The 12,953-nt window shown below is 67.6% G+C and carries 12 protein-coding genes; 10 read left to right on the top strand and 2 right to left on the bottom strand.

Annotation, left to right across the window (positions count from 1 at the left end):
- Positions 1-415 precede the first annotated feature (415 nt).
- From AC5Y6Y_RS15140 to AC5Y6Y_RS15110, 7 genes are all read left to right on the top strand, one after another.
- Positions 416-1,381, top strand: a complete 966-nt coding sequence (locus AC5Y6Y_RS15140) for a DMT family transporter (RefSeq protein WP_463826914.1) — start codon at positions 416-418, stop codon at positions 1,379-1,381.
- A gap of 37 nt (positions 1,382-1,418) precedes the next feature.
- Positions 1,419-2,102, top strand: a complete 684-nt coding sequence (locus tag AC5Y6Y_RS15135) for a class III extradiol ring-cleavage dioxygenase family protein (RefSeq protein ID WP_473140067.1) — start codon at positions 1,419-1,421, stop codon at positions 2,100-2,102.
- The gene (gene miaA, locus AC5Y6Y_RS15130; RefSeq protein WP_473140066.1) at positions 2,099-3,019 is read left to right on the top strand and encodes a tRNA (adenosine(37)-N6)-dimethylallyltransferase MiaA; all 921 of its coding nucleotides are present in this window, start codon (positions 2,099-2,101) and stop codon (positions 3,017-3,019) included. Before AC5Y6Y_RS15135 ends, miaA begins: the two co-directional genes overlap by 4 nt.
- Positions 3,020-3,023: 4 nt before the next feature.
- A complete protein-coding gene (gene dapF / locus AC5Y6Y_RS15125) occupies positions 3,024-3,893 on the top strand; it encodes a diaminopimelate epimerase (RefSeq protein WP_473140065.1) in 870 nt (289 codons plus the stop codon).
- Between the two features lie 47 nt (positions 3,894-3,940).
- On the top strand, positions 3,941-5,365 hold the full coding sequence (gene hflX, locus AC5Y6Y_RS15120; protein ID WP_463826910.1) for a GTPase HflX: 1,425 nt from the start codon (positions 3,941-3,943) through the stop codon (positions 5,363-5,365).
- A gap of 84 nt (positions 5,366-5,449) precedes the next feature.
- A complete protein-coding gene (locus tag AC5Y6Y_RS15115; protein WP_463826909.1) occupies positions 5,450-6,610 on the top strand; it encodes an acyl-CoA dehydrogenase family protein in 1,161 nt (386 codons plus the stop codon).
- A 333-nt stretch (positions 6,611-6,943) separates the two neighbouring features.
- Positions 6,944-9,277 (top strand): LGFP repeat-containing protein, encoded by a 2,334-nt coding sequence (locus AC5Y6Y_RS15110; protein ID WP_473140064.1) that lies wholly within the window; start codon positions 6,944-6,946, stop codon positions 9,275-9,277.
- A gap of 9 nt (positions 9,278-9,286) precedes the next feature.
- Here AC5Y6Y_RS15110 and lexA read toward each other — a convergent pair whose 3' ends face one another.
- Positions 9,287-10,003, bottom strand: a complete 717-nt coding sequence (gene lexA / locus AC5Y6Y_RS15105; RefSeq protein ID WP_463826907.1) for a transcriptional repressor LexA — start codon at positions 10,001-10,003, stop codon at positions 9,287-9,289.
- 293 nt (positions 10,004-10,296) lie between these two features.
- Here lexA and AC5Y6Y_RS15100 point away from each other — a divergent pair, with 293 nt between their 5' ends.
- The 3 genes from AC5Y6Y_RS15100 to AC5Y6Y_RS15090 all read left to right on the top strand — a co-directional run bounded on the left by AC5Y6Y_RS15100 (position 10,297) and on the right by AC5Y6Y_RS15090 (position 11,879).
- A complete protein-coding gene (locus tag AC5Y6Y_RS15100; RefSeq protein ID WP_463826906.1) occupies positions 10,297-10,803 on the top strand; it encodes a LysM peptidoglycan-binding domain-containing protein in 507 nt (168 codons plus the stop codon).
- Positions 10,804-10,921: 118 nt separating this feature from the next.
- Complete coding sequence (gene nrdR / locus AC5Y6Y_RS15095) at positions 10,922-11,383, top strand: transcriptional regulator NrdR (RefSeq protein ID WP_463826905.1); 462 nt, start codon at positions 10,922-10,924, stop codon at positions 11,381-11,383.
- A 10-nt stretch (positions 11,384-11,393) separates the two neighbouring features.
- A complete protein-coding gene (locus AC5Y6Y_RS15090) occupies positions 11,394-11,879 on the top strand; it encodes a peroxynitrite isomerase (protein ID WP_473140063.1) in 486 nt (161 codons plus the stop codon).
- Between the two features lie 27 nt (positions 11,880-11,906).
- On the opposite strand, the gene AC5Y6Y_RS15085 is transcribed toward AC5Y6Y_RS15090, so the two are convergent.
- Positions 11,907-12,932, bottom strand: a complete 1,026-nt coding sequence (locus tag AC5Y6Y_RS15085; RefSeq protein ID WP_463826903.1) for an alpha/beta fold hydrolase — start codon at positions 12,930-12,932, stop codon at positions 11,907-11,909.
- Positions 12,933-12,953 lie beyond the last annotated feature (21 nt).

The following is a 12,953-nucleotide window of genomic DNA, read 5'->3' as shown; positions in this document are numbered from 1 at the left end:
TGCGGTGCCGACCGGTTTCCCACAAGTATTGAAGCAGTTCGGCGAGCGGTGTGCCGCCACCTTCGGCTATCGCTGCTTTTCAGCGCCGCCGCCCGGGTAACGAATCGGTTCCCGTTCGATTGCGCCGGATAGGCCCTATCCGCAGGCGGGTACCGTGACTTTGGGCATTGCGACAACACGCAGGGCAGGTGTTTTTCACAGCTTCTGCATAGCCGGCCCTGGGTGGCGCTCAGCTTGATGAGCGAGGCTTTGGGGTCGCACCAGCGGGTATCGAAGGCGTCGCGAACGTGCTGGATCACTGTTCACAGCGCCTTGCAGAGCCATAGAGTGTTCGGTTAACTGCCAGCGACAATCAGGTGTACGTGCACCTGACGGGGGGAAACTGGCGGCGGAGTTCGGGAATTGAGGGTCGCCCATGTCAATGGTTGGGATCGCCGGGATCATCGCTTTGTTCGCGGCGCTGGCATCGGCAACCGGTGATGTGATCCGGCAGCGCTCGGCTCACGAGATCACCGACAAGGAGGTCGGCCACCTCCAGCTGTTCGGCATGTCCTTGCGCGACGCCCGGTGGTGGACGGGCGGTCTGTGCGCGATCCTGAACTACAGCCTGCAGGCTGTGGCGTTGATCTGGGCATCGGTCATGCTGGTGACCACGCTTCAGGTGACGGCTCTGCTGTTCGCGTTGCCCATCTATTCGCGCCTCACCCATCACAAGATCACCCGATCGGAATGGATGTGGGCCGTCACCCTCGCCGCGGCCCTCGCCGTGGTGATCAAGGTCGGCGACCCGTTGGCCGGCCACGACCGCGCGCCCCTGCTGACCTGGATCATCGTCGCCGCGGTAATGGGCCCCCTGCTGGTGTCGTGTCTGGTGGCGGCCAGGATCTGGCACGGACGTCCGCAGGCTGCGGTGTTGCTGGCGGTCGTGGCAGGCTCGTCGCTGGCGTTGTTCGCGGTGCTGACCAAGGGCGTGGTGGAAGTCGTGCACAAAGACGGACTCGGCGGCGCGGTCACCTCGCCGGAGTTCATTCCCTGGTTGGTCACGATGTTGTGCGGGATGATCTTCCAGCAGTCCGCGTTCCGGGCCGGTGCGTTGACCGCCTCTTTGCCGACGATGACAGTCGCTAAACCCGTGGTGGCTGCGACACTGGGCACCCTGGTGCTCGGCGAGACGATCTCGGCCAACGGCCCGGAGGCATTCGTGCTGATCGCGGCGGTCGCGATGGTGATCGTCGCGACCGTGGCGCTGGCCCGCGGCGAAGCTGCGCAGATCGTCGCCGACGCCGGCGGCGACGCCCCGCACGTCGACGAATCAGCCCCGCCTCCGACGGGCACCGTCAGCGCGGCCGACGGCTCGGCGCTGGGGTCGACCTCCGGGTAGACCGGTCGGGGCCGCCTGGAGAAGTTAGTTTTAGGGCGTGCTGAGCGCAATCGCGATTGTTCCGTCCGCGCCGGTGCTGGTCCCCGAACTGGCCGGCGCGGCCGCCGTAGAAATTGCCGACCTGAGCGCTGCGGTGAGCGCGGCCGCGGCAGTCCTGCCCGACAGCTGGGTCGCCCTGGGCATCGGCAGCGCCGACGCGGTGCTGGGTCCGGAATGCACCGGCAGCTTCGCAGGATTCGGGGTCGACGTGCGGGCTCAGTTGGGGCCGGACGGCACGATGCCGGTGACGATGCCGCTGTGCGGGCTGATCGCGGCCTGGCTTCGCGGCCAAATCCGGCCCGACGGCAGCGCCTCGGTCTGGGTGTGCGCGGCGGGCCAGGACTCCGGCGCCGCGGTGGCCCGCGGCCGCCGGCTGCGTGCTGAGATCGACCGCGCGACCGAACCGACCGGCGTGCTGCTGGTCGCCGACGGCGTCAACACCCTGACGCCGCGCGCGCCCGGCGGGTACGACCCCGCCAGCACCGACATACAGCTGGCCCTCGACGACGCACTGGCCGGCGGCGACGTCGGCGCCCTGACCCGGCTGCCGGATCAGGTCCTGGGCCGGGCGGCGTTCGCGACATTGGCCGGCCTGATGCTCACCGCACCGCGGACGGTCAAGGAGCTCTACCGGGGGGCACCCTACGGGGTGGGCTATTTCGCCGGTGTCTGGCAGCCGTGAGACCGCTGGCCATCATCGGACCGACCGGCACCGGCAAATCGCAACTGGCACTCGACGTCGTCGAACGGCTCGGCGGTCCGGCCGAGATCGTCAACGCCGACGCGATGCAGCTTTACCGCGGCATGGATATCGGGACCGCCAAGCTGCCCGTCGCGCAGCGCCGCGGTATCCCGCACCACCAGCTCGACGTCCTCGACGTCACCGAGACAGCGACTGTGGCGAACTATCAGCAGGCCGCGGCCATCGACGTCGAGGCGATCCGGCGCCGGTCAGCGGTGCCGGTGGTGGTCGGCGGGTCGATGCTCTATCTCCAGTCGTTGCTCGACGACTGGTCTTTTCCCGCAACCGATCCCGTGGTGCGCGCCCGATGGGAGCAAAGGCTCGTCGAACTCGGGGTCGGCGGCTTGCACGCCGAACTGGCGCAGCGTGATCCGGCCGCTGCCGCGACAATTCTGCCCACCGACGGCCGGCGCATCGTGCGTGCGTTGGAAGTCGTCGAGCTCACCGGCCAGCCGTTCGCCGCGTCCGCGCCGCGCATCGGTGCCCCCCGCTGGGACACGGTGATCATCGGATTAGATTGTGAGACAACGATTCTCGATCAGCGCCTGGCGAAGCGCACCGAGGCGATGTTTACCGACGGGCTGGTCGAAGAAGTGCGCGGGCTGCTGGATCGCGGCCTGCGCGACGGTGTCACCGCGTCCCGTGCGCTGGGGTATGCCCAAGTGCTTGCGGCGCTGGATGCCGGCGGGACGCCCGCGTTGCTCGACGACGCCCGCGAGCAGACATTCGTCGGTACCCGCCGCTATGTACGACGACAGCGGTCCTGGTTCCGTCGCGACCACCGGGTGCAGTGGATCGACGGGACCGCCGAGGGTGCCGTCGATGAGGCGTTGCGGGCCTGGCGGCACGTAACCTGATCTGGTGCGTTTCGCCAAAGGTCACGGCACCCAGAATGACTTCGTGCTGCTGCACGACGTGCAGAGCCGAGCGGACCTGTCCGCCTTCCGGGTTGCTGCGTTGTGCGACCGGCGCCGGGGCCTGGGCGCCGACGGGGTCCTGCGGGTCACCACCGGTGGCGCCGCTGTGGCGGCCGGCGCGCTGGCACGCCTGCCCGACGGAGTGGGCGCCGACGACTGGTACATGGACTACCGCAACGCCGACGGCTCGACCGCGCAGATGTGCGGCAACGGCGTGCGGGTCTTCGCCCACTATCTGCGGGCCAGCGGGCTGGAATCGCGCGACGAGTTCGTCGTCGGGTCACTGGCCGGCCCCCGGCAGGTGAGCCTGCACAGTGTCGATGCCACCAACGCCGACATCACCGTTGACATGGGCAAGGCCAACCGGACCGGCGCGGGGGAGGCGCTCGTCGGGGAGCGACGTTTCACCGGGGTAGCTGTCGACGTCGGCAACCCGCACCTGGCCTGCGTCGACCCGCAGCTGACGCCGGCGACCCTGGCGGCGCTGGACGTGGCGGCCCCGGTCGGCTTCGACGCCGAACAATTCCCCGACGGCGTGAACGTCGAGATCCTGACCGCTCCCGCGGACGGGGTGGTCTGCATGCGGGTGCACGAACGGGGTGTCGGCGAAACCCGTTCCTGCGGAACCGGAACGGTGGCCGCGGTGGTCGCCGCGCTGGCAGCCGAGGGCCTCGACACCGGGACGTTGACGGTCCGGGTGCCCGGCGGCGACGTCGTCGTCACCCTCACCGAGGCCACCAGCTTCCTGCGGGGCCCTTCGGTACTGGTGGCCCACGGCGAGCTCGACGACGGCTGGTGGGACTCGCCGGTCTGATATTCGGGTGCGTCAGCCGCCGCGACGTGCCACCATCGAAAGCGCCTATGACATATCCAGATTCGCCCGAGACGGGCATTCCAGAACCCAGCCTCGGTGAGCTGGCGCTCGAAGACCGATCGGCGCTGCGCCGTGTCGCCGGGTTGTCGACCGAACTCACCGATATCTCCGAGGTCGAGTACCGCCAGCTGCGGCTGGAACGAGTAGTGCTGGTCGGTGTGTGGACCGAGGGCAGCGCGTCGGACAACCAGGCCAGTCTGGCCGAACTGGCCGCCCTGGCCGAGACCGCCGGATCCGAGGTGCTCGAGGGTCTGATCCAGCGCCGCGACCGTCCCGACCCGTCCACCTACATCGGGTCGGGCAAAGCGCAGGAGTTGCGCGAAGTGGTGGTCGCAACCGGCGCCGACACGGTGATCTGTGACGGCGAGCTGTCGCCCGCCCAGCTAACCGCGCTGGAGAAGGCCGTCAAGGTCAAGGTCATCGACCGCACCGCGCTGATCCTGGACATCTTCGCCCAGCACGCGACCAGCCGGGAGGGCAAGGCGCAGGTGGCGCTGGCCCAGATGGAATACATGCTGCCGCGACTGCGCGGGTGGGGTGAGTCGATGTCACGGCAGGCCGGTGGCCGGGCCGGTGGCAGTGGCGGCGGCGTGGGGTTGCGTGGCCCCGGCGAGACCAAGATCGAGACCGACCGGCGGCGCATCCGTGAGCGCATGTCCAAGCTGCGCCGCGACATCAGGGCGATGAAGCAGGTCCGCGACACCCAACGCAGCCGTCGGTTGCAGGCCGACATGCCTTCGATCGCCATCGTCGGCTACACCAACGCCGGGAAATCCAGTGTGCTCAACGCCTTGACCGGCGCCGGCGTCCTGGTCCAGGACGCGCTGTTCGCCACCCTGGAACCCACCACCCGCCGCGCCGAATGGGACGACGGTCGCCCGTTCGTGCTCACCGACACGGTCGGGTTCGTCCGTCACCTGCCCACCCAGTTGGTCGAGGCGTTTCGCTCCACCTTGGAGGAGGTGGTCGACGCCGACCTGCTGGTGCACGTGGTCGACGGCTCCGATGTCAATCCGTTTGCCCAGATCAGTGCGGTGCGACAGGTCATCTCGGACGTGGTCGCGGATCATCACGGCGATGCGCCGCCAGAACTGCTGGTAGTGAACAAGATTGACGCGGCCGGCGACCTGATGCTGGCCAGGTTGCGGCACGAACTGCCCGGCGCGATGTTCGTCTCGGCCCGCACCGGCGACGGGATCGACGCTTTGCGGAGCCGGATGGCCGAACTCGCGGTGCCGACCGACACCGCGGTGGACGTGGTGATCCCCTACAGCCGCGGCGATCTGGTGGCGCGGGTGCACTCCGACGGGCGGGTGCAGCAGGCCGAGCACCAGACCGACGGCACCCGTATCCAGGCCAGGGTCCCGGTGGCGCTGGCCGCCGCCCTTGCGGAGTTCGCGGCACGCGGCTGACGACCTCCGGCACCGACCAACCACCCGGTTGGTATATGTTGGGGAAAGAGACACACATCTTTCCGACATCCGGAGGCCATACGCATGGGTAGCGCCGTCAAATACCAGCGCACGCTTTTCGAACCCGAGCACGACTTGTTCCGGGAGTCTTACCGGGCCTTCCTGGACCGCCACGTCGCTCCCTACCACGAGGAATGGGAGAAGGCCAAGATCGTCGACCGCGGCGTCTGGCTGGAGGCCGGCAAGCAGGGCTTCCTGGGTATGGCGGTGCCGGAGGAGTACGGCGGCGGTGGCAACCCCGACTACCGCTACAACACGATCGTTACCGAGGAGACCGTGGCCGGGCGCTACAGCGGTCTCGGATTCGGCCTGCACAACGACGTGGTGGCGCCCTATCTGCTGAAACTGACCAACGAAGAGCAGAAGCAGCGGTGGCTGCCCAAGTTCTGCACCGGCGAGCTGATCACCGCGATCGCGATGACCGAGCCGGGCACCGGCAGCGACCTGCAGGGCATCAAGACCCGCGCCGTCAAAGAGGGTGACCACTACATCCTGAACGGGTCGAAGACGTTCATCACCAATGGAATCAACTCCGACCTGGTGATCGTGGTCGCCCAGACCGACCCGGAGAAGGGCGCCCAGGGATTCAGCCTGCTGGTCGTCGAGCGCGGCATGGAGGGCTTCGAGCGGGGCCGCCACCTGGACAAGATCGGTCTGGACGCGCAGGACACCGCCGAACTGTCCTTCACCGACGTCAAGGTGCCGGTGGAGAATCTGCTGGGCGAAGAGGGTCTGGGCTTCATCTATCTGATGCAGAACCTGCCGCAGGAGCGGATCAACATCGCCATCATGGCCGCTGCGGCGATGGAGGCGGTGCTGGAGGACACCGTGCAGTACGCCAAGGAGCGCAAAGCATTCGGCAAGCCGATCGGCAGCTTCCAGAACACGCGGTTCCTGCTGGCCGAACTGGCCACCGAGGCCACCGTGGTGCGCATGATGGTGGACAACTTCCTGGCCCTGCACCTGGAGGAGAAGCTGACGGTCGAGCAGGCCGCGATGGCCAAGTGGTATTCCACCGAGAAGCAGGTTCACCTGATCGACCGGTGCCTGCAGCTGCACGGCGGATACGGTTACATGCGCGAATACCCGGTTGCCCGCGCGTATCTCGATGCTCGCGTGCAGACCATTTACGGTGGCACGACCGAGATCATGAAAGAGATCATCGGCCGCAGCCTCGGCGTCTGACGGTCGGCGGCCGCAGGCCGCGATTTCGATGTGGAACGTTGACCGGATCGAGCCCTAACGTAGCGTCGGTCCGTGCGAAATGCGTATCCGCTGCGCTCGGTCGAGACGCAGGTGCCGCTCTCCCATCTCTCGCGACACGGGCGCGGCCCGGCATCATTTCGACGTCGGGTCGATAACCGTTTCCGTAATATCTACAATTTGACTTCGCATTTCTCGTTCGCTAGAGCAAAGTTATGCGAGCCCGGCAACGATGCAGGTCGTAGCTGGGGAATGGCCCACGGCGGGCGATCCGCCGGCTCGCCAGGTGGGCAGGGGCATCGGCTGGGAGGCTTGGTGGACGGGCGGAGAGGGCAATTGAGCAAGCTGGTCGGTCGGGCGCTGCTCGGCTTGGCGGCTACCGCGCTGGCTGTGACGCTGCTGGCGCCGACCGCTGCGGCGTCCCCGATCGGCGACGCCGAGGCGGCCATGATGGCCGCGTGGGAGAAAGCCGGTGGCGACACCTCGACGCTGGGCGCCCGCAAGGGCGACGTCTATCCGATCGGGGACGGCTTCGGGCTGGACTTCGACGGCGGCAAGATGTACTTCACGCCTGCCTCCGGCGCGAAGTTCATGTTCGGCCCGATCCTGGAGAAATACGAATCGCTGGGTGGTCCCGCGGGTAGTGACCTGGGTTTTCCCACCATCAATGAAGTGCCCGGCCTCGCCGGACCGGACAGCCGGGTCAGTACCTTCGCCGCCAGCGACAACCCGGTGATCTTCTGGACGCCCGACCACGGTGCGTTCGTGGTGCGCGGCGCCCTGAACGCGGCGTGGGACAAGCTGGGCAGCTCCGGCGGCGTGCTGGGCGCCCCGATCAGCGATGAGACCTACGAGGGCGAGGTGACCTCGCAGAAGTTCACCGGCGGTGAGGTGTCCTGGAACCGCAAGACCAAGGAGTTCACCACCAATCCGGCGAACCTGGCCGAACAGCTCAAGGGTCTGCAGGTGGCGATCGACCCCACTGCCGCCATCAACATGGCGTGGCGCGCCGCAGGTGGCGCTGCCGGACCGCTGGGCGCCAAGAAGGGTAGTCAGTCGCCGATCGGCGGGGACGGCATCGCCCAGGAGTTCGACGGCGGCAAGATCTTCTTCAGCCCGGCCACCGGCGCCAACGCGGTCGAGGGGCCGATCCTGCAGAAGTACGAAGCAGTCGGTGGTCCGGTGAGCAGCGACCTGGGCTTTCCGGTCGCCAACGAGGCCGACGGCGGCATCACGCCCGCCAGCCGTGTCGCTGTGTTCTCCGCAGCTGACAAGCCGGTGATCTTCTGGACGCCCGAACACGGCGCTTTCGTCGTGCGCGGAGCCATGAAAGCCGCCTGGGACAAGCTCAAGGGGGCCACCGGCAAGCTCGGCGCCCCGGTCGCTGACCAGACGGTGGACGGCGACGTGGTGTCGCAGAAGTTCACCGGCGGCAAGATCTCGTGGAACCGCGCCAAGAACACGTTCACTACCGACCCGGCCAACCTCGCGCCGCTGCTGTCCGGCCTGCAGGTGTCGGGGCAGAACACCCCAAGTAATTCGGCGTCGGCGCCCGCGGGCAAGAAGTTCACCTTCCACTGGTGGTGGCTGATCGCGGCCATTCCTTTGCTGCTGCTGGTGCTGATGACGGTGTTGGTGGTGTCGGGTTTGCGTCGGCGCCGCGCCGCAGTACCGGATGCGCCGGTGTACGACCGCGACCGGGACCTCGGTGTGGAATACGACCCCGGTGCCGATGACCGCTGGCCGCATGAGGAAATCGATTACGGTTCCGAGCGTTTCCCGCCCGTCGACCAGCATGTCGAGGCAGAGGCGGACGCAGACCCCACCGCCGGCCGGGTCAGCTGGTCCAGAGCGGGGGCCGTCCCGCAGGCCGGCTCCGAGCAGGGTGTTGACGACGACGAATACGGCCACGTTGCCGAAGAGCATTTCGATCCGGACGGGTCGGCGGAGTTCGAGGAGGAAGACCCCGACGCGGTGGGCACCACGCCCATCCCCGTCGTGTCGCGCGGCGCTCTTGGTGAACTCGCCGAGGAGGAGCCGGTCGTGCCGGAGACAGTCGCGCCGGACGATTTCGCGCCGGAGGTGTCGGTGCCGCAGACGAATGCGCCGTACCTGCCGGTCCCGGACGTGCCGGAGTTCGAGGAAGTGCCCGAACCCCTGGACGTTCAGGAGAGCCCGGAACCCCCGGAGTTCGTGGAGTACCCGGAAACGGAGCCGGCCCGGCCGTCCAGCGAGGATTATGCGGACGCGTTTTACCCGGTGACCGAGCCGGGGCGCAATGCGGACGACGAGTCACCCGATCTCGCCTCACCGCCGGATGCCGTCGCGGTTCCCGAGCTGCGAAAGGGTCGACATGCCGCAGCGGACCCGGCCGGGTATGCCGTGGAACCTGACACGCCGTTCGGGGCCGCCCCGCAGGTCCAAGCGCCGACCGCCGCGCCAGCAGGCAGCGCCGCGGTGCGCCCGACCATCCATCTGCCGCTCGACGACGACCCGTACCGGGCGCCGGACGGCTATCCCATCAAGGCCAGTGCCCGGTTCGGGCTGTACTACACGCCCACCAGCGCGCTGTACCACGACACCCTGGCCGAGATCTGGTTCGCCAACGAAGACGCCGCGCGCGCCAACGGTTTCGTCAGAGCCGATTGAGGATGCGCGCTACACCTTGCGAATCACGGTGACGACCTTGCCGAGCACGATCGCATCGTTGCCGGGAATCGGATCGAACGCGGGGTTGTGCGGCATCAGCCACACTTGACCGCCCGCTCGCTTGAACGTCTTCACAGTGGCCTCGCCGTCGATCATCGCCGCGACGATGTCGCCGTTGTCAGCGACATTCTGCTGGCGGACGACGACCCAGTCGCCGTCGCAGATGGCGGCCTCGACCATCGACTCACCCACCACCTTGAGCAGGAACAGCGTCCCTTCGCCCACCAGCTCGCGGGGCAACGGGAACACGTCTTCGACGGCTTCCTCAGCCAGGATCGGGCCGCCGGCGGCAATGCGCCCCAAGACCGGGACGAAAGTGGGTTCCGGCAGGGCGTCCGAGCCGATGACATCGGTACGGGGCACTGCCGCATCGTCGGCACCGCGCACGTCGACGGCGCGCGGGCGATTCGGGTCGCGCCGCAGATAGCCTTTGCGCTCCAGGGTGCGTAACTGGTGGGCGACCGACGAGGTGGACGTCAGGCCCACCGCGTCGCCGATCTCGCGGATACTCGGCGGATAGCCCCGCGTTGTCACCGAGGTACGGATGACCTCGAGGATGGTGCGCTGCCGCTCGGTCAGCGTTACATCGGCCGCAGGTGGCCGGCCTTGTGTCGCTTTCGCACTACCCGGGCCGAAACCGGCCGCGGTGTCGTTGCTGTCGCTCATGGATCTGAATGTAACCGCACCAGGCTCAAAATTCAAACATGTGTTCGACCGGGCGTGTCATCGCCCAGACCACAGCCGAAATCTGCGGAAATAAAGTGAATCACAAGTGTGTAACTTCCGCGTGGTCGGGGTATCTGATAGTCACCCAGCTGGTTGCACCGACAAATCCTTGTCGGTGGTGAGGTCTACCGTTTTGCTCGTGCGACACGCGTCGCTCAAATGTTCGGGTTTCGAACACGTGAGCGACTATGGTCGAACACACGAGCGATAAGTAGTCGACCGGAGGGAACGGCATGACACTCATCTACGCGGGTCCGCACCGCAGCGGGAACACGCAGGGCCACCTGAACAGGCCTGTTGGGCGGCCGGTGCGCCAATATCCCTCGTACCGCGCCGGCCAGGGTGGATCCAGCAGACCGGGGCCCGCACGCCCGGGTGTGGCGCCCGTTCGCTACTACGGCACCGGCGTCACGCGCTCGACGGTCGCACATCGCAGACGCCCGGTGAGCGTGGCCACCACGATCGGACTGGCCCTGCTTGCGGGCGTCATCACCGTGTGGCTGGGGCTGATGGCGAACTTCGGCAGCATGGTCAACGACGGCGCGGCCGAGTCGGCGCCGCAGGTGCCCGCCGCCCTGGCGGTCGTGCGGGTGGAACCGGGGGAGTCGTTGCAAGACCTCGCTGCCCGGGTGGCGCCCGGCGCGCCGGTGCGCGACGTCGTGGAACGGATTCGCGACCTGAACGCACTGGATTCCAGTGCGGTCTCGGCGGGTCAGACCCTGATCGCCCCGATCGGCTGAGCGAGCACCCGCCCGATCGGTGGTTGCCCGGGTCAGCGTTGGCCCGCTACGGAGCACGCAGGTACTGTCGGGGTGTTCTTCTACCCGGATACCAGTCGGTACGGCAAAGGAGCGGCTCTTGCACTGCCCGTTCTGCCGGCATCCCGATTCGCGGGTGATCGACTCGCGAGAAACCGATGAGGGCCAGGCGATTCGCCGTCGTCGCTCGTGCCCGGAATGCGGACGCCGGTTCACGACGGTGGAGACCGCGGTGTTGGCCGTGGTCAAGCGCAGCGGCGTCACCGAGCCCTTCAGTCGCGAGAAGGTGATCAGTGGCGTCCGCCGGGCCTGTCAGGGGCGCCAGGTTGACGACGATGCGCTGAATTTACTTGCCCAGCAGGTGGAGGACGCGGTGCGTGCCGCCGGCCCCGAGGTCCCCAGCAACGAGGTCGGCCTGGCCATTCTGGGACCGCTGCGCGACCTCGACGAGGTGGCCTACCTGCGGTTCGCCTCCGTCTACCGGTCCTTCTCGTCGGCCGACGATTTCGAGCGCGAGATCGAGGCGCTGCGCGCGCACCGCAACGTTTCGACGTCCGGCTGACCGCACCCCGATGGGCGCCGAACTACATCCTGATCTGCATGCGCTGGCGCCGTTGTTAGGTACCTGGGTGGGCCGGGGCGCGGGGGAGTATCCGACGATCCAGCCTTTCGAATACCTCGAAGAGGTTGTCTTCGCCCACGTCGGCAAGCCCTTCCTGAGCTATGGACAGAAGACCAAGGCCCCCGCCGACGGCAAGCCGTTGCATGCCGAGACGGGCTATCTTCGGGTACCGCAGCCCGGTCACGTGGAGCTGGTGCTGGCCCATCCCAGCGGCATCACCGAAATAGCGGTCGGCACCTACTCGGTGACCGGTGACGTCATCGAAATCGATGTGGCGACAACCAGTATCGGACTGACGCCGACGGCCAAAGAGGTCAGCGCCCTGGGGCGGTCGTTGCGGATCGCGGGGGACGAGCTGTCGTACTCGCTGCAGATGGGTGCGGTCGGGCAACCCCTGCAACACCATCTGTCCGCCACGCTGCGCCGACAGCTGTGACAGCCGCGCCGGCTCGCGGACGCGAACTCAGGTGGCGCTGCGCTCGTCGGCACCCATCGCGTTGAGCACGGCCACCCGGGTGTCAGTCGGACCGCTCACGGTTCCCTCGCCGCCGCCGGTGCGAAGCAACTCGCGCAGCGCGGCCTGGTCGTAGTCGGGGGGCGCGGTGGTGTCGATGAAGCGCTGGACGAGGTCGAGGAAGCGGGCCGGGTCGTCGTGAAACGGAAAGTGCGCGGCGTTCTCGAAGATTTCGAGTTGGGACCCCGGCATTGCGGCGTGCGCCATGTACGCGTGCTGGACCGGGATGACCGAGTCCTTGCGGCCCCAGATGATCTGCACCGGAATCGCCTGGGTCAAATAACATCGGTCCAGCATGGTGACGATCTGGCCGCGCCAGTCGACGACCGCCCGCAGGGTGCGGGTGAACGCCGCCGAAGCGGTCGGCTCCGGGAGATCGTCCAATATCCGCAGCATGTTCGGCAGATCCTGGCCGATAGCCGTCGACCCGAGCGCCAGACCCGCCAACCGGCCCAGCAACTGCACCGCCGGCAGCACCAGCGGCAGGCGCAGCAGCGCCAGCGCCTCGGCGCCCATCGGCAGCGACGCGAACCGCAACGCGATGTTGACGTCCTTGGTGACGCCCCCGGCGCCCACCAGGATCAGGCGCTCGACCAGATGGGGGAACTGGTAGGCGAACTGCATGGCCACCCCACCGCCCAGCGAGTGGCCGATGATGGTGACCCGCTCGATGTCCAGCACGCTGAGCAGGTCGCGCATGCCGTTGGCGTACGCCGCGGCTGAGTAGTCGGCGCGCGGTTTGTCAGATTTGCCGTGGCCCAACAGATCTGGGGCGATGACGGTGAACCGCTGGGCCAGTTTGGCGTGGATACCGGTCCACGTCGTGGAGTTGTCGCCGATGCCGTGGATCAGCAGGATCGCCGGGCCGGATCCGGCGATCCGGAACGCCCGCTTGTAGCCGTGGATGGTGCGGAACTGCAGCGACGGGGTGGTCACTTCCCGCACCGGGCGAAGATTGCGTTTTCGCTCGGTCATGTCGCCAACCTCGTCGTCGGG

This window comes from Mycobacterium sp. NGS24 (assembly GCF_059813065.1).
This window is presented reverse-complemented; position numbering and strand designations above follow the sequence as displayed.